Here is a 13844-nt window from a genome sequence, read left to right as displayed (position 1 = left end):
GATAATCCATTCTCACAGAGACATTTTTGGGTTAAATCATGCAAGCCGAGATCGACCGTACCGACCGCCAGCTGCTGCGCGCGCTGCAGGACAACGCCCGCCTGACCTCCGGCGAACTGGCCGAAATGGCGCACCTGTCGCAGTCGCCCTGCTGGCGGCGCGTGAAGCGGCTGGAGGACGCCGGGGTAGTGCGCGGCTACCACGCGCAGCTGGACCGGCGTGCGGTGGGGCTGGGTGTGATGGCTTTCGTGATGGTGGGCATCGACCACCAGACGGAGGCGCTGTCCGTGGCGTTCGAGGAGGCGGTGTGCGCCATTCCCGAGGTGGTGCTGTTCCACGGCATCTCGGGCCCCGCGGACTTCCTGCTGGTGGTCGTGACGACCGACCTGGACGCGTATTCCGAGCTGCTGCAGCGGCGCCTGCACCGCCTGCCCGGCGTGCGCCAGGTACAGACCTATTTTTCGCTGCAGGAGTTCAAGGGGCGCATCGGCGGGTTGCCCGTGTGAAAGCGGGTCCTGCGGCGTTCAGAGCACCAGCCCGTCCAGTGCCGGCAGATGGTGGCGCTGGCGGGCGCGGTTGCAGGCAGCGCTGCCGGCTTCGAATTCGCGGCAGGGCGAGGGGCGCCACTCGTAGATGCCGCAGGCCGCGCGCAGGCCCACCTGGCCCGTGAGGGCCGAGCAGCGCGGCTGCGCATGGTCCGTGCCCCGCATGCGTGCAGTGTGGTCCGTGACCGGCACCACCAGCCCATCGGGAACGCAGCCGCCCAGCTCCTCCGTCTCATGTACCGAGAAGTCCACGCGAAAGCTGGCGCAGCAGGCGCCACAGGTCAGGCAGGGGTGAAGAGTGGTCATGGCGTACGTCGCAGGGGGTGCCATTGTGACGCGCCACAGGTCCTGATGTGCATCAATCCAGCAGCGTGCAGTTCCATTAGAATGAGAATTACTTTTATTCATTGACTGCAATACAACATGCTTCACACGGGGAATGACGCCGCGCAGCCGCGGGGGCTGGATACCTTGCCGCATGGCGTGCCGGCCACGGTTGCCGGGCTGCTGCCAGCGCAGGATGGCCGGTCGCAGGCCATGGTGCTGCGCCTGATGGAGATCGGTTTCCTGCCCGGCGAGCCCGTGCGCGTGATTGCCCGGGGCTTTCCCGCGGCCGACCCCCTGGCCGTTCGCGTGGGCCAGGCCACTTTTGCCCTGCGCCGCCATGAGGCGGCCCTGGTGCAGGTGCGCGTGGATGCGCTGGAGGCCGCGGCATGAGCACGGCGGCATCTCCCCTGCACATCGCGCTGCTGGGCAACCCCAACTGCGGCAAGACGGCGCTGTTCAATGTGCTGACCGGCGCACGCCAGAAGGTGGCCAACTACGCGGGCGTCACCGTGGAGCGCAAGGAAGGCCTGTTCACCACCGCCAGCGGCCGGCGCGTGCGCGTGTTGGACCTGCCCGGCGCCTACAGCCTGCACGCGCAGAGCCTGGACGAGGCCGTCACCCGCGATGTGGTCACCGGCCGCCGCCCAGGAGAGGCCATGCCCGAGCTGCTGGTCTGCGTGACCGATGCCACGCACCTGCGCCTGAACCTGCGCCTGGTGTTGGAGGCGCGCGACCTGGGCCTGCCCATGGTGCTGGTGCTGAACATGAGTGATATGGCACAGCAGCAGGGCATCCAGATCGACCGCGAAGTCCTGGCGCGCGAACTGGGCCTGCCCGTGGTGACCACCGTGGGCGTGCGCGCCGACGGGGCGCGCGAGCTGCTGCAGTGGCTGGACACGGCCACCCCGCAGGCCGCCCGCGGCGCCGCCGTGGGCACGCAGGCGCCACCGCCCGTCAATGCGCTGGAGGAAGACCGCCCGCAGCGCGTGCAGCAATTGCACCAGGAAGTGCGCCGCATCATGGGGCTGGCCGTGCGCGAGCCCGCGCTGCGCCTGCAGCGCGACGACCGCATCGACGCCGTGGTGCTGCACCCGCTGTGGGGCACGCTGCTGCTGGCGGTGACGCTGTTCCTGATGTTCCAGGCCGTGTTCAGCTGGGCAGAGGTGCCCATGGGCTGGATCGAAGGCGCCACGGCCGCCGTGGCCGAATGGCTGAACGCCCACATGGCCGAGGGGCCGCTGCGCAGCCTGCTGGCCGACGGCGTGATCGCCGGCGCAGGCGGGGTGCTGGTGTTCCTGCCGCAGATCCTGATCCTGTTCTTCTTCATCCTGGCGCTGGAGGAATCCGGCTACCTGCCGCGCGCGGCCTTCCTGCTGGACCGGGTAATGGGCACCGTCGGCCTGTCGGGACGCTCGTTCATCCCGCTGCTGTCCAGCTTCGCTTGCGCGGTGCCGGGCATCATGGCCACGCGCTCCATTCCGGACTGGCGCGACCGGCTCGTCACCATCCTCATCGCGCCGCTGATGACCTGTTCGGCCCGCCTGCCGGTGTACGCGCTGCTCATCGCGGCCTTCATTCCTGATCGCACGGTGGCGGGGCTGTTCAACCTGCAGGGGCTGGTGCTGTTCGCGCTGTACCTGGGCGGCATCGTGAGCGCCATGGCCGTGGCGGCCGTTGCGCGGCTCGCGCGGCGCGGCGACGGCGCCACGCCGCTGCTGATGGAGCTGCCCGCCTATCGCTGGCCCAGCGTGCGCAACCTGGCGCTGGGGCTGTGGGAGCGCGCGGGCATCTTCCTGCGCCGCGTGGGCGGCATCATCCTGCTGGTCACCATCCTGCTGTGGTTCCTGTCGTCGTACCCCGCGCCGCCGGCCGACGCCACGGGGCCGGCCATCGAATACAGCTTCGCCGGGCGCATCGGCGCGGCGCTGGAGGTGATCTTTGCGCCCATCGGCTTCAACTGGCAGATCAGCATCGCCCTGGTGCCCGGCATGGCCGCGCGCGAGGTGGCGGTGAGTGCTCTGGGCACGGTGTACGCGATTGCCGCTTCGGCCGACGACACGGCCGCGCAGCTCGCACCCATGCTGGCGGCGCAATGGTCGCTGGCCACGGCGCTGTCGCTGCTGGTGTGGTTCATCTTCGCGCCGCAGTGCGTCTCCACCATCGCCGCCGTGCGCCGCGAGACCAACGGCTGGCGCTGGCCGCTCGTCATGACGGGCTATCTCTTCGCACTGGCCTATGCGGCCAGCTTCATCACCTACCGCGTGGCCTTGGCGCTGGGCGGTGGTTGAAAACCGTCACCAAGGAGCAGAACCATGTGGCAAGACATTCTCACCGCCGTGATCGTGGCCGTGGCCGCCCTGGCGCTGCTGTGGCGCTGGCTGCCACAGCGCTGGCGCGCCCGCGCCGCGCGCGTGCATCCGGCACTGGCGCCCATGGCCAAGACCGGCAGCAGTTGCGGGGGCTGCAATGCCTGCGCCGGAGACCGCTGCGCGCCGGCACGCAAGCCCTGAAGCCGGGACAGCCCGGTCGCGGGCCTAAAAGCATAGCTGCTGGCGCTTGTCAGGCAAAGGTTTCAGTATCAAAACTATCTGAAATCATTGCCTGGAAAGCGCCAGCAGCTCTTCTTTTTGAAGAACCACTTCAAGCGGCCTGCGGCCACTCCTGCGTGTCGCCATCCGTCAACGGCGGCAGGCCCAGCTTGGCGCGCGTGTCGTGGCAACCGTAGGAGGCGAACGGAAAGTCGCGGCACGGCTGGGGACGCTGGTCGTAGATGCCGCAGCCGATGCAGCCGTTGCCCAGGTCGGCCAGTGCCACGCAGCGCACGGGGTGGCGCTCGGTGCCGTTCATGCGGTAGCGGTTGCCTCCGGCCTCATGGGCCAGGGCGTCGGGCACGCGCCCGCCCATGGACTGCAGTTCATAGACGGAGAACTCCACGCGGTAGTTCTGGCAGCATGCACCGCAGTGCAGGCAGGGGTGGACGGGGACGGACATGCAGGTTCCTCGGGTTCTGGTGCATCGGCAACGGGCCCCATCCCAGGTGCGACGCGCGGCTGGCACCGGGGATCGCGGGCGATCAGGGGGAGCGATGGGAGGGCGGGCATGCGCTGGGGCGCCTGCCGCGCAGAACCGGGCCGCTAGGTGTGGCCCTGGAGGAACTTCAGGTAGAAGGTATGAATGCGCACCTGCAGCGCATGCACGCGTGCCGCCATGCGCCGGGCGGCCGCGTGCAGTTCAGGCGCCAGCGGGCGCTGGCGGGCGGGGCAGGGTGGATGGCCCGGGCGCGTGGGGTGGAGTTGCGCCGGGGCCATGGGTGGGATGCGGGATGGGTTTAGACGCGGCCGAGCAGCAGGTACTCCATGAGTGCCTTCTGCACGTGCATCCTGTTTTCCGCCTCGTCCCAGACGACGGACTGGGGGCCGTCGATCACGTCGGCCATCACCTCCTCGCCGCGGTGCGCGGGCAGGCAGTGCATGAACAGCGCGTCGGGCTTGGCCACGGCCATCATCTCGGCGTCCACGCACCAGTCGGCAAAGGCCTTGCGGCGCGCTTCGTTCTCGGCCTCGTAGCCCATGCTGGTCCACACGTCGGTGGTCACCAGGTCGGCGCCGCGGCAGGCATCCATGGGATCGGCAAAGACCTTGTAGCAGCCCGCGCGGTGGGGCTTGCCGCCGAAGGCGAGCTTCTCGTCCACCTCGTAGCCGCCGGGGGTGCTCACGTGCACGGTGAAGCCCAGCAGATCGGCCGCCTGCAGCCAGGTGTTGGCCATGTTGTTGCCGTCGCCCACCCAGGCGACGACCTTGCCCGCGATCGAGCCGCGGTGCTCGATGTAGGTGAACAGGTCCGCCATGATCTGGCAAGGATGGAACTCGTTGGTCAGGCCGTTGATGACGGGCACGCGCGAGTATTCTGCGAAGCGCTCGATCTTGTCGTGGCCGAAGGTGCGGATCATCACCAGGTCGGTCATTCGGCTGATCACGCGCGCGCTGTCCTCGATGGGCTCGGCGCGGCCCAACTGGCTGTCGCCCGTGGTCAGGTGCACCACGCTGCCGCCCAGCTGGTACATGCCGGCCTCGAAGCTCACACGCGTGCGGGTGCTGGCCTTCTCGAAGATCATGGCCAGGGTGCGGTCGGCTAGCGGGTGGTACTTCTCGTAGCTCTTGAACTTGCCCTTGATGATGGCGGCGCGCGAGAACAGGTAGTTGTATTCGTCGGCGGTGAAGTCGGTGAATTGCAGGTAGTGCTTCATACGCGGTCGATCTTCTTCATTCAGACAGGAAGGTCTGCACCAGGGGTGTGAGCAGGGCGACGATCTCGTCGGCCTCTGCGCGCGTGAGGGTGAGCGCGGGCACCAGGCGGATCACGCGCTCGGCGGTCACCGACAGCAGCAGGCCGGCCTCGGCCGCGCGATCGATCAGCACGCCGCAGGGGCGGTCCAACTCCATGCCAATGATCAGGCCCTGGCCGCGGACTTCGTTCACGCCAGCGGTCTCACCCAGTGCGCGCTGCAACTCGGCCTTCAGGTGGGCGCCCACGTCCGCGGCGTTTTGCAGCAGGCCGTCTTCTTCCATGATGCGGATGGTTTCCACACCCGCGCGCATAGCGAGCGGGTTGCCGCCGAAGGTGGAGCCGTGGTTGCCCGGCTTGAGCACCTGCGCGGCGGCGCCGTGCGCCAGCACCGCACCCACGGGCACGCCCGAGCCCAGGCCCTTGGCCAGCGTCATCACGTCCGGGACAATGCCGGCCCACTGGTGGGCAAACCACTTGCCGGTGCGGCCCATGCCGGCCTGCACCTCGTCAAGCATCAGCAGCCAGCCGTTGGCGTCGCACAGCGCGCGCACCTGCTGCAGGTAGTCGGCGCGCATGGGATGCAGGCCGCCTTCGCCCTGGATGGGCTCCATCATCACGGCGACGATGTTGGGGTTGCCTTCGGTGGCCTCCTGCAGCGCCTCGATGTCATTCGGCGCCACGCGCAGGAAGCCCTCCAGCAGCGGGCCGAAGCCGTTGCGCACCTTGGGGTTGCCGGTGGCGGTCATGGTGGCGATGGAGCGCCCGTGGAAGGCATGGTCGTAGACCACGATCACGGGTTTTTCGATGCCCTTGTCCACGCCGTACTTGCGCGCGATCTTGATGGCAGCCTCGTTGGCCTCCAGGCCGGTGCTGCAGAAGAATACGTTGGTCATGTGCGCGCGCTCGGTCAGCAGCTGGGCCAGCTTTTCCTGTCCCGGCACATGGTAGTAGTTGGAGGTGTGGATCAGCTTGGCGATCTGGTCCTGCAGCGCCGGCACCAGCTTGGGATGGTTGTGGCCCAGCGTATTCACGGCGATGCCGCCCAGTCCGTCGAGGTACTGCTTGCCGTTCACGTCCCACACACGCACGCCCTGGCCTCGCTCCAGCGCGATGGGTACGCGGCCATAGGTGTTCATCACGTGGGGCGAGGCAGCCTCGACAAATGCGGTCATGCGGACATCTCCTGACAAGAGAGGGAAACGGGGAACAGCCCCAAAAAGGGAAATGCGATTCTAGGGGCTGCCCCCGCGCGCACCATTGAAGATTGCGCATCACAGTCATGCGCTGCGCTTGCATTCAATGCTGGCAGGCGGTGCTGGGGCATTGGAGGGTAGCTCTTATATAAGAGTTAGAATCCGTGCCACGCCGACGCACAAGGTCGGCGCCCCTTACACGACCCGAACCCGATGGTTGCTCCCTCCTCCAAAGAAGTCTTCATCCAAGGCATTACCCTCGAAGGGAGGACCTTTCGGCCCAGCGACTGGGCCGAGCGCCTGGCGGGGGTCATGAGCCAGTTCCGCCCCGGCGGTGCCGTGCCTGGCAGCCACCTGAACTACTCCCCCTGGTGCATTCCTACCAGCATGAACGGAGTGAAGTGCGTGGTGGTCCACCGCGACCTGCAGGCGCACGAGCCCATGGCGTGGGACTTCGTGCTCAACTTTGCCAGAGACAACAACTTGCAGGTCGTCGAAGCCTGCCTGCTCCCCGATCCCAAGGCCTGACAACACAGGCCTTTTCTTTTGGGTGGGCGTGTGTGCCCCCGGGGTGCTGTGCCGAGCAGCGCCGGGCACAAAAAAACCGCCCGGAGGCGGTTTCTCTGCTTTGCTGACAGCGCACCCGTTACAAACGGCGGGTGGCGAGCCACCCGGGCTGTTGGCCTGCGCGGGGCAGGCGGTGAATTTAGGCGGCTGCCAGAGCCAAGGCTTTCACCTTGGCGGACAGGCGGCTCTTGTCGCGAGCTGCCTTGTTCTTGTGGAAGATGCCCTTGTCGGCGATGGTGTCCAGCACGGACTGGGCCTTGGCGAACAACTCGGTTGCCTTGGTCTTGTCACCGGCCAGAACAGCCTTCTCGACGTTCTTGACGGCGGTGCGGTACTTGGAGCGCAGCGAGGTGTTGGCTGCGTTCAGCTTGAGGCCTTGGCGGGCGCGCTTGCGGCCCGATGCCAGGCGGGGGTTCTTTTTCTTTGGCTTTCCAGATGCCATGGTATGTGTTCCTTGTGTCTGAGGATGTTGTCAGCAAAGCCGGCCATTATAGCGCAGCCGCCATTTCGGGCGTGGCGCGACGCCAAACGCATACACTTGCGCCGGTGTCCCTGTTCAAAGCCGCTTCCACCGTATCGCTGTTGACCCTGGCCTCCCGCGTGACGGGCCTGGTGCGTGATCTGCTCATGGCCTCGATGTTCGGCGCCAACGTTCTGACAGACGCTTTCAACGTCGCTTTTCGCATTCCCAACCTGTTTCGCCGCTTGTTCGCCGAAGGGGCGTTCAGCCAGGCCTTCGTGCCCGTCCTGGCCGCGCACAAGGCGCAGCATGGCGATGAGGACACCCATGCACTTGTGAACGCCGTGGCCACGGCGCTGTTCTGGGCGCTGCTGCTGACCTGCGTGCTGGGGGTGGTAGGAGCGCCGCTGCTCGTGTGGGCGCTGGCCAGCGGGTTGCGCCAGAGTCCGGAGGGGTTCGACGCCGCCGTGTTCATGACGCGCTGGATGTTCCCCTACATTGGATTCATGTCGCTGGTGGCCCTTTCGGCGGGCGTGCTCAACACCTGGAAGCGCTTTGGCGTGCCGGCCGCCACACCCGTGCTGCTGAACCTGTGCATGATCGCGGCCGCTTGGCTGGGCGCGCCACAGCTGGCGGCGCGGGGCATAGAGCCCATCTACGCCATGGTGGGCGGGGTGATGGGCGGCGGGGTGCTGCAACTGGCGGTGCAACTGCCCGCATTGCGCCGCCTGGGGCTGCTGCCCCGCATCGGCATGACCTGGGGCAGGGTACGCAGTGCCTGGCAGGACCCAGGCGTGCGCCGCATTCTTACCCTGATGGCGCCGGCGTTGCTGGGCGTGGGGGTGGCGCAGATCTCGCTGATGATCAACACGCAGATCGCGTCCTATCTCACGCCGGGCAGCGTGACATGGCTGTTTTATGCCGACCGCCTCATGGAATTTCCCACGGCCCTGCTGGGCGTGGCGCTGGGCGTGGTGCTCACGCCGCAGTTGTCGGCCGCCAAGGCTGCGGGAGATGGTGAACGCTACTCGGCCATGTTGGACTGGGGGCTGCGCATCGTGGTGCTGCTGGCCGTACCCTGCGCCGTGGGACTGCTGACCTTCGCAACGCCGCTGGTGGCCACGCTGTTCCACCATGGTGCGCTGAACGACGGCGACGTGCGGCAGATCTCCGTGGCGCTGGCAGGCTATGGAGCGGGGTTGCTGGGCCTGGTAGCCATCAAGGTGCTGGCGCCGGGTTACTACGCCAGCCAGGATATCCGCACGCCCGTGCGCATCGCCATCGTGGTGCTGGTGGCCACGCAGATCATGAATGCCGCGCTGGTGCCCCTGCTGGCGCACGCGGGGCTGGCGCTGTCGATTGGCCTGGGTGCGCTCATCAACGCCCTGTGGCTGCTCACGGGGCTGCTGCGGCGGGGAAGCTTTCGCCCGCGCGAAGGCTGGGGCCGGTTTGCGCTGCAGGTGATTGCCGCCAGTGCGCTGCTGGCCGTGTTCCTGCTCTGGGCCTCCCACCACTTCGACTGGCTGGCGCTGCGGGCGCACAGCTTGCAGCGTGCGGGACTGCTGGCGCTGCTGCTCGCCGCATCGGCCGCGCTGTACTTTGGCGCGCTGTGGGCCTGCGGGCTCAAGCTGCGCCAGCTGTTGCGCCGCTGAAGGGAGAGGGCGCATGGCGTTGAGCTATTCCGTTCCCACGCCGCTGGAGTATTTCGCGTCGCTGGTCCAGGTGCCGCAGGGCGGCGCCATCGCGTTGCTGGAGTCGGCGGCCTGCATCGCGCAGGACGAGTATCCGCGCCTGGATGTGCAGCAGTTCCTGGACGAGATGGACCGCCTGCAGGCGCGGCTGCAGCGGCGCATTGCGCAGGATGCCGAACCGCTGCTGCGGCTCAATCTGCTCAACCAGTTCTTCTTTGGCGAACTGGGCTTTGCGGGCAATCTCAACGACTACTACGCGCCGGGTAACAGCTATTTGCACGTCGTGCTGGAGAAGCGGCGCGGCATTCCCATCTCGCTGGCGGTGCTGTGGCTGGAGCTGGCGCAGGGCGTGGGCCTGCGTGCGCACGGGGTGGCCTTTCCCGGGCATTTCCTGGTCAAGGTGCTCATGCCCACGGGCCAGGTCGTGATGGACCCGATGACGGGGCTTTCCCTCTCGCGCGAAGCGCTGGGCGAGCGGCTGGAACCTTTTCGCCGCGGACACGGACCGCTGGAGGACGAAGCTCCGCTGGGCCTGTATCTGCAGGCCGCCACGGAGCGGGACATTCTTGCGCGCATGCTGCGCAATCTGAAGGAAATCCACCGCGCGCGCCAGGACTGGAGTCGCCTGGTGGCGGTGCAGGACCGGCTCATCGTGTTGCTGCCCGATGCCTGGAGCGAGTGGCGCGACCGCGGCCTGGCGTATGCGGAGAGCGGCGCATCCCTGCAAGCGCTGGAGAACCTGGAGACCTATCTGGCCCACGCTGCGGGTGCCGAAGATGCCCCTGCGATCGCACAGCGCGTGAAAGAACTGCGCCGTTTCTGATCCAGGCCAAGCGTGCCATGTGACAAAAACATGGCAAAAGCGCACCATGTCATGTGCTGGACACGAAGAGTTGTCACCATCTTCTGCCTGCCGAGAAGGTACCAGTCATGCCGCATATATCCGAGATCAATTCCCACGAACTCATGGAACGCATCGCCGACGATCTGGCCGACGGCTATGACGAGGAGTTGGAGCTGGAGATCGAGGACCGCGCCTTCGATGAGCACGGCCTGCAGGCGCCCGTGGACCGGCTGGCACGCCAGCAGTATTTCCGGGAGCTGTTCCGCCTGCAGGGCGAGCTGGTCAAGCTGCAGGACTGGGTGCAGCACTCAAGGCAGAAGGTGGTGGTGATCTTCGAGGGGCGCGATGCCGCCGGCAAGGGCGGGGTGATCAAGCGCATTACGCAGCGGTTGAACCCGCGCGTGGTGCGCGTGGCGGCGCTACCTGCGCCCAATGACCGCGAGCGCACGCAGTGGTACTTCCAGCGCTATGTGGCGCACCTGCCCGCGGCAGGCGAGATCGTGCTCTTTGACCGCAGTTGGTACAACCGCGCGGGCGTCGAGAAAGTGATGGGCTTTTGCACGGAGGAGGAGTACGAGGAGTTCTTCCGCAGCGTGCCGGAGTTCGAGAAGATGCTCGTGCGCTCAGGCATCCGGCTCATCAAGTACTGGTTCTCGATCTCCGACGAGGAGCAGCACCTGCGGTTCCTGGGGCGCATCCACGACCCGCTCAAGCAGTGGAAACTGAGCCCCATGGACCTGGAGAGCCGCGTGCGCTGGGAGGAATACACCAAGGCCAAGGAGGCGATGCTGGAGCGCACCCACATCCCCGAGGCCCCATGGTGGGTGGTGCAGGCCGTGGACAAGAAGAAAGCGCGCCTCAACTGCATCGCCCACTTGCTGGAGCAGCTGCCGTATGCCGATGTGCCGCATACCGAGGTGGTGCTGCCCGACCGCGTGCGCCACCCGGACTACCTGCGCCAGCCCACACCCGGCAGCATGATCGTGCCCGAGCGGTACTGACGATTGACGACTGGGCGGGTGTCCAGTCCACGCCAAGGCAAGCGGAGGCCGGGGGAGCCGAGCGCCCTGGGGCGCTCGGACGTGCCTTTAAGCGGCCTTGACGGCCAATACCGGGCAATCGACGTTGAGCAAAATCTCCTGCGCCATGCTGCCCAGCAGCAGCTTGCCGACGGGCGAGCGTTTGCGCAGGCCGATCACCAGCACGGATACCTGCAGCGTCGCGACCATTTCCTCGATCTCCTCGATGGTGCTCTTGCCGCGCACGAACTGCTTGAACTCGGCCTCGATCGGCAGCGTGGCCAGGCGCTCCTCCACACGTTCGGCCTCGTAGCCGTTGACGATGCTGGGGTCTTCCTGGCGCCCGCCGGGGCCGGCGTTGACGACGACCAGGCGTTCATTGCGGCGGGTGGCGATTTCGATGCCCTTGTCCAGCGCGGCCCGGCCTTCGGGGCGTGGAACGTAGGCGACGAGAATGGTCATGCAAAGTCTCCCTTATGGCTGTGATGACGATGTGTCTGGCGCACTGCGCGCCAGCCGCCAGAATAGCCCAACATCGCAGGCGCTGGCGAGTGTCATCCCGGGTGCGGGGCGCGCGATGGGGGCCAGGCGCCGCGCCGGACGCGGGAAGAGGGTTTGAGGGTGAAAAAGCCCTGCAGCGCTTGCTGGATAAGCGCTAGCAGCTATGGTTTTTGCGGCGCGGCGGTTATACCAGCCGCGCGGCTTCCAGCTCTTTCTTCAGGTAGGCGTAGAACAGCGGTGCCGCCACCAGCCCCGCAGGGCCGAAGACGGCTTCGGCCACGAACATCACCGACAGCAGCTCCCACACGCCCATGTGGGTGCGCCGCCCGACGACCTTGGCGTTGATCACGTACTCGGCCTTGTGGATCAGGATCAGGAAGGCCAGGCAGGCCACGGCCGCAACGGGCGATACCGACAGTCCCACCAGCGTGATGACCGCGTTGCACAGCAGGTTGCCCACGATGGGCACCAGGCCGGCCACGAAGGTCAGGGTGATCAGCGCGGGGGTGTAGGGCAGGTCCAAGTCCCACAGGGGCAGCACCAGCAACAGGAACAGTGCGGTGAGCAGCGTGTTGAAGGCGGCAATCCAGAACTGCGCCGCGACGATCTGACGGAAGGCCTCTCCCATACGCGCGATGCGCAGCACCAGCTCTTGTGCCAAGGGGCCGCGTGAAGCGCCCACGCTGCGCACGGCGGCCAGTGCCCCGATCAGCAGGCCCACATAGGCATACAGCAGGCCCGTGAGCCAGGCGCGCCCCGCCATGGCCAGGGCGCCGGCCTTGGCGGCCAGATAGGCGGCGATGGTGCGCTGGATTTCGGCGGCGCCTTCGGGCAACTGGGCCGCGATGTCGGTGGGCAGCTTCAGCCGCAGTTCCAGCACGGTGCGGGCCAGGAAGTCCAGCAGTTCGCGGTATTGCTGGGGGGCGTCGACGATATAGGTGCGCGAATGCGACAGCGCCAGCGCCAGCAGCAGCAAGGGAGACAGCATGACCAGCGTGGCGGCTGCCGTCTGGCCGCGGGTTGCCATGCTGTTCGCCGTGCGCGACGGGAACCACGCCAGGCGTGGCGCGAGCCAACGCGTGAGCAGAAAACCCAGGCACACGCACAGAAGCCCGGGCAGCAGCCCGCGCAGCATCACGAGCAGCAGCGCGGCGCCCATCAGCACGTAGCTGGCGATCACCACGCCCCGCGTGGCGGGCGCGAATGGCGGCCTCAGGGCGGCAGGCGTGGCGGCGGAGCCTTGCGGCGGCTGACCCGAAGGCATCGTGCCAATCGCGCTGGATCAGCCCACGACGACGGCGGCGCCGTCGCCACGCTCGGCAATGGCACCGATGGCGTACACCGCCTCGCCCAGCGCGCGCAGCGTGGCGGCCGTGGCATCGGCGGCCTCCGCCGGCACGACCACCACCATCCCGATGCCGTTGTTGAACGTGCGGTTCATCTCGATGTCGTCGATGCCGGCGGTCTTTTGCAGCCAGGCGAACAGCTCCGTCTGCGGCCAGCTGCCGGCCTTCAGGTGGGCGGCCGTGCCTTCGGGCAGTACCCGCGGAATGTTCTCCAGCAGGCCACCACCGGTGATGTGGGCCAGGGCCTTGATCGGATGCTGTGCCAGCGCGGCCAGCACGTTCTTCACGTACAGGCGCGTGGGCTCCATGACGGCGGCCTTGAAGGGCTTGCCGTCCAGCGTGTCGGGCAGCGTGCCGGCGGCCGCGGCGCGCTCGATGCACTTGCGCACCAGCGAAAAACCGTTGGAATGCACGCCGCTGGAGGCCAGGCCCAGCACCACGTCGCCGGGTTTCACCGTCTGGCCGGTGAGGATCTTCGACTTCTCGACCGCGCCCACGGCAAAGCCGGCCAGGTCGTATTCACCGTCGGGGTACATGCCGGGCATCTCGGCCGTCTCGCCGCCGATCAGTGCGCAGCCGCTCAGCTCACAGCCACGGGCGATACCCCCCACCACTGCGGCGGCGGTGTCCACGTCCAGCTTGCCGCAGGCGAAGTAGTCCAGGAAGAACAGAGGCTCGGCGCCCTGTACCAGCACGTCGTTGACGCTCATGGCCACCAGGTCGATGCCCACGGTGTCGTGCATGTTCCACTCGAACGCCAGCTTGAGCTTGGTGCCCACGCCGTCGGTGCCCGAGACCAGCACCGGCTCCTGGTAGCGCTTGGGCACCTCGAACAGCGCGCCAAAGCCGCCGATGCCCGCCATCACCCCCTCGCGCAGGGTCTTCTTGGCCAGCGGCTTGATGCGCTCGACCAGCGCGTCGCCTGCGTCGATGTCAACGCCGGCGTCTTTGTAGGAGATGGGAGTGGAGGGGGCAGAGGAACTCATGGGATGTGCGTCAGTGCTGAGGGCCGCGGTCGGCGGGCCGGAAAGCGGGGATTTTAAGGGTCCGCCCGGGCGGGCCGC

At 67.3% G+C, this 13844-nt stretch carries 17 protein-coding genes; 8 read left to right on the top strand and 9 right to left on the bottom strand.

Annotation, left to right across the window (positions count from 1 at the left end; all coding sequences use genetic code 11):
* Positions 1 to 38: 38 nt before the first annotated feature.
* A complete protein-coding gene (locus PCQ86_RS14125; RefSeq protein WP_015913819.1) occupies positions 39 to 506 on the top strand; it encodes an Lrp/AsnC family transcriptional regulator in 468 nt (155 codons plus the stop codon).
* Positions 507 to 524: 18 nt separating this feature from the next.
* Here the strand turns inward: PCQ86_RS14125 and PCQ86_RS14120 are convergent, their stop codons facing one another.
* Complete coding sequence (locus tag PCQ86_RS14120) at positions 525 to 851, bottom strand: YkgJ family cysteine cluster protein (protein ID WP_123675997.1); 327 nt, start codon at positions 849 to 851, stop codon at positions 525 to 527.
* Positions 852 to 968: 117 nt separating this feature from the next.
* On the opposite strand from PCQ86_RS14120, the gene PCQ86_RS14115 reads away from it, so the two are divergent.
* The 3 genes from PCQ86_RS14115 to PCQ86_RS14105 are packed head-to-tail and all read left to right on the top strand — an operon-like array spanning position 969 to position 3382.
* The gene (locus PCQ86_RS14115; protein ID WP_015913817.1) at positions 969 to 1262 is read left to right on the top strand and encodes a FeoA family protein; all 294 of its coding nucleotides are present in this window, start codon (positions 969 to 971) and stop codon (positions 1260 to 1262) included.
* Positions 1259 to 3160, top strand: coding sequence for a ferrous iron transporter B (gene feoB / locus PCQ86_RS14110; RefSeq protein ID WP_196995269.1), 1902 nt, complete (start codon positions 1259 to 1261; stop codon positions 3158 to 3160). The genes PCQ86_RS14115 and feoB overlap by 4 nt, the downstream gene beginning before the upstream one ends.
* 24 nt (positions 3161 to 3184) lie before the next feature.
* Positions 3185 to 3382 carry a hypothetical protein gene (locus PCQ86_RS14105; RefSeq protein ID WP_011806146.1) on the top strand — a complete coding sequence of 66 codons (198 nt, stop codon included), beginning with the start codon at positions 3185 to 3187 and terminating at the stop codon, positions 3380 to 3382.
* A gap of 130 nt (positions 3383 to 3512) precedes the next feature.
* Here the strand turns inward: PCQ86_RS14105 and PCQ86_RS14100 are convergent, their stop codons facing one another.
* The 4 genes from PCQ86_RS14100 to PCQ86_RS14085 form a co-directional block, all read right to left on the bottom strand.
* The gene (locus tag PCQ86_RS14100) at positions 3513 to 3863 is read right to left on the bottom strand and encodes a YkgJ family cysteine cluster protein (protein WP_252102316.1); all 351 of its coding nucleotides are present in this window, start codon (positions 3861 to 3863) and stop codon (positions 3513 to 3515) included.
* A gap of 143 nt (positions 3864 to 4006) precedes the next feature.
* A complete protein-coding gene (locus PCQ86_RS14095; RefSeq protein WP_220637720.1) occupies positions 4007 to 4180 on the bottom strand; it encodes a hypothetical protein in 174 nt (57 codons plus the stop codon).
* Positions 4181 to 4200: 20 nt separating this feature from the next.
* Complete coding sequence (argF, locus tag PCQ86_RS14090) at positions 4201 to 5118, bottom strand: ornithine carbamoyltransferase (RefSeq protein ID WP_011806144.1); 918 nt, start codon at positions 5116 to 5118, stop codon at positions 4201 to 4203.
* A 16-nt stretch (positions 5119 to 5134) separates the two neighbouring features.
* Positions 5135 to 6331, bottom strand: coding sequence for an aspartate aminotransferase family protein (locus PCQ86_RS14085; RefSeq protein ID WP_270174026.1), 1197 nt, complete (start codon positions 6329 to 6331; stop codon positions 5135 to 5137).
* Between the two features lie 234 nt (positions 6332 to 6565).
* Between PCQ86_RS14085 and PCQ86_RS14080 the strand changes: the two genes are divergently transcribed.
* Complete coding sequence (locus tag PCQ86_RS14080; protein WP_011806142.1) at positions 6566 to 6880, top strand: DUF3579 domain-containing protein; 315 nt, start codon at positions 6566 to 6568, stop codon at positions 6878 to 6880.
* A 178-nt stretch (positions 6881 to 7058) separates the two neighbouring features.
* On the opposite strand, the gene rpsT is transcribed toward PCQ86_RS14080, so the two are convergent.
* The gene (rpsT, locus tag PCQ86_RS14075) at positions 7059 to 7361 is read right to left on the bottom strand and encodes a 30S ribosomal protein S20 (RefSeq protein WP_011806141.1); all 303 of its coding nucleotides are present in this window, start codon (positions 7359 to 7361) and stop codon (positions 7059 to 7061) included.
* A 104-nt stretch (positions 7362 to 7465) separates the two neighbouring features.
* On the opposite strand from rpsT, the gene murJ reads away from it, so the two are divergent.
* The 3 genes from murJ (at position 7466) to ppk2 (ending at position 10915) form a co-directional block, all read left to right on the top strand.
* Complete coding sequence (gene murJ / locus PCQ86_RS14070; protein ID WP_047350742.1) at positions 7466 to 9031, top strand: murein biosynthesis integral membrane protein MurJ; 1566 nt, start codon at positions 7466 to 7468, stop codon at positions 9029 to 9031.
* Between the two features lie 13 nt (positions 9032 to 9044).
* Positions 9045 to 9893, top strand: coding sequence for a SirB1 family protein (locus PCQ86_RS14065; RefSeq protein WP_047350733.1), 849 nt, complete (start codon positions 9045 to 9047; stop codon positions 9891 to 9893).
* A 107-nt stretch (positions 9894 to 10000) separates the two neighbouring features.
* Entirely contained in the window at positions 10001 to 10915 is a 915-nt protein-coding gene (gene ppk2 / locus PCQ86_RS14060; protein WP_011806138.1) for a polyphosphate kinase 2, read from the top strand.
* 87 nt (positions 10916 to 11002) lie between these two features.
* Here ppk2 and PCQ86_RS14055 read toward each other — a convergent pair whose 3' ends face one another.
* The 3 genes from PCQ86_RS14055 to purM all read right to left on the bottom strand — a co-directional run bounded on the left by PCQ86_RS14055 (position 11003) and on the right by purM (position 13766).
* Positions 11003 to 11395 carry a universal stress protein gene (locus tag PCQ86_RS14055; protein WP_123676001.1) on the bottom strand — a complete coding sequence of 131 codons (393 nt, stop codon included), beginning with the start codon at positions 11393 to 11395 and terminating at the stop codon, positions 11003 to 11005.
* Positions 11396 to 11618: 223 nt separating this feature from the next.
* Positions 11619 to 12698, bottom strand: coding sequence for an AI-2E family transporter (locus PCQ86_RS14050; protein ID WP_011806136.1), 1080 nt, complete (start codon positions 12696 to 12698; stop codon positions 11619 to 11621).
* An 18-nt stretch (positions 12699 to 12716) separates the two neighbouring features.
* Positions 12717 to 13766, bottom strand: a complete 1050-nt coding sequence (gene purM, locus PCQ86_RS14045) for a phosphoribosylformylglycinamidine cyclo-ligase (protein WP_103738814.1) — start codon at positions 13764 to 13766, stop codon at positions 12717 to 12719.
* Positions 13767 to 13844: the final 78 nt, after the last annotated feature.

Origin of the sequence: Diaphorobacter sp. ED-3, from assembly GCF_027625375.1 — a bacterium.
Classification (GTDB): Bacteria; Pseudomonadota; Gammaproteobacteria; order Burkholderiales; family Burkholderiaceae_C; genus Diaphorobacter; species Diaphorobacter nitroreducens.
Note: the sequence above shows the minus strand (reverse complement) of the source record. Positions and strands in the feature narration are given on the sequence as shown.

What these genes read in the sequence shown, in the direction of transcription:
- PCQ86_RS14125 (WP_015913819.1), top strand. Translation starts at nt 39, where the DNA reads ATGCAAGCCGAGATCGACCGTACCGACCGCCAGCTGCTGCGCGCGCTG.
- PCQ86_RS14120 (WP_123675997.1), bottom strand. Translation starts at nt 851, where the DNA reads ATGACCACTCTTCACCCCTGCCTGACCTGTGGCGCCTGCTGCGCCAGC.
- PCQ86_RS14115 (WP_015913817.1), top strand. Translation starts at nt 969, where the DNA reads ATGCTTCACACGGGGAATGACGCCGCGCAGCCGCGGGGGCTGGATACC.
- feoB (WP_196995269.1), top strand. Translation starts at nt 1,259, where the DNA reads ATGAGCACGGCGGCATCTCCCCTGCACATCGCGCTGCTGGGCAACCCC.
- PCQ86_RS14105 (WP_011806146.1), top strand. Translation starts at nt 3,185, where the DNA reads ATGTGGCAAGACATTCTCACCGCCGTGATCGTGGCCGTGGCCGCCCTG.
- PCQ86_RS14100 (WP_252102316.1), bottom strand. Translation starts at nt 3,863, where the DNA reads ATGTCCGTCCCCGTCCACCCCTGCCTGCACTGCGGTGCATGCTGCCAG.
- PCQ86_RS14095 (WP_220637720.1), bottom strand. Translation starts at nt 4,180, where the DNA reads ATGGCCCCGGCGCAACTCCACCCCACGCGCCCGGGCCATCCACCCTGC.
- argF (WP_011806144.1), bottom strand. Translation starts at nt 5,118, where the DNA reads ATGAAGCACTACCTGCAATTCACCGACTTCACCGCCGACGAATACAAC.
- PCQ86_RS14085 (WP_270174026.1), bottom strand. Translation starts at nt 6,331, where the DNA reads ATGACCGCATTTGTCGAGGCTGCCTCGCCCCACGTGATGAACACCTAT.
- PCQ86_RS14080 (WP_011806142.1), top strand. Translation starts at nt 6,566, where the DNA reads ATGGTTGCTCCCTCCTCCAAAGAAGTCTTCATCCAAGGCATTACCCTC.
- rpsT (WP_011806141.1), bottom strand. Translation starts at nt 7,361, where the DNA reads ATGGCATCTGGAAAGCCAAAGAAAAAGAACCCCCGCCTGGCATCGGGC.
- PCQ86_RS14065 (WP_047350733.1), top strand. Translation starts at nt 9,045, where the DNA reads ATGGCGTTGAGCTATTCCGTTCCCACGCCGCTGGAGTATTTCGCGTCG.
- ppk2 (WP_011806138.1), top strand. Translation starts at nt 10,001, where the DNA reads ATGCCGCATATATCCGAGATCAATTCCCACGAACTCATGGAACGCATC.
- PCQ86_RS14055 (WP_123676001.1), bottom strand. Translation starts at nt 11,395, where the DNA reads ATGACCATTCTCGTCGCCTACGTTCCACGCCCCGAAGGCCGGGCCGCG.
- PCQ86_RS14050 (WP_011806136.1), bottom strand. Translation starts at nt 12,698, where the DNA reads ATGCCTTCGGGTCAGCCGCCGCAAGGCTCCGCCGCCACGCCTGCCGCC.
- purM (WP_103738814.1), bottom strand. Translation starts at nt 13,766, where the DNA reads ATGAGTTCCTCTGCCCCCTCCACTCCCATCTCCTACAAAGACGCCGGC.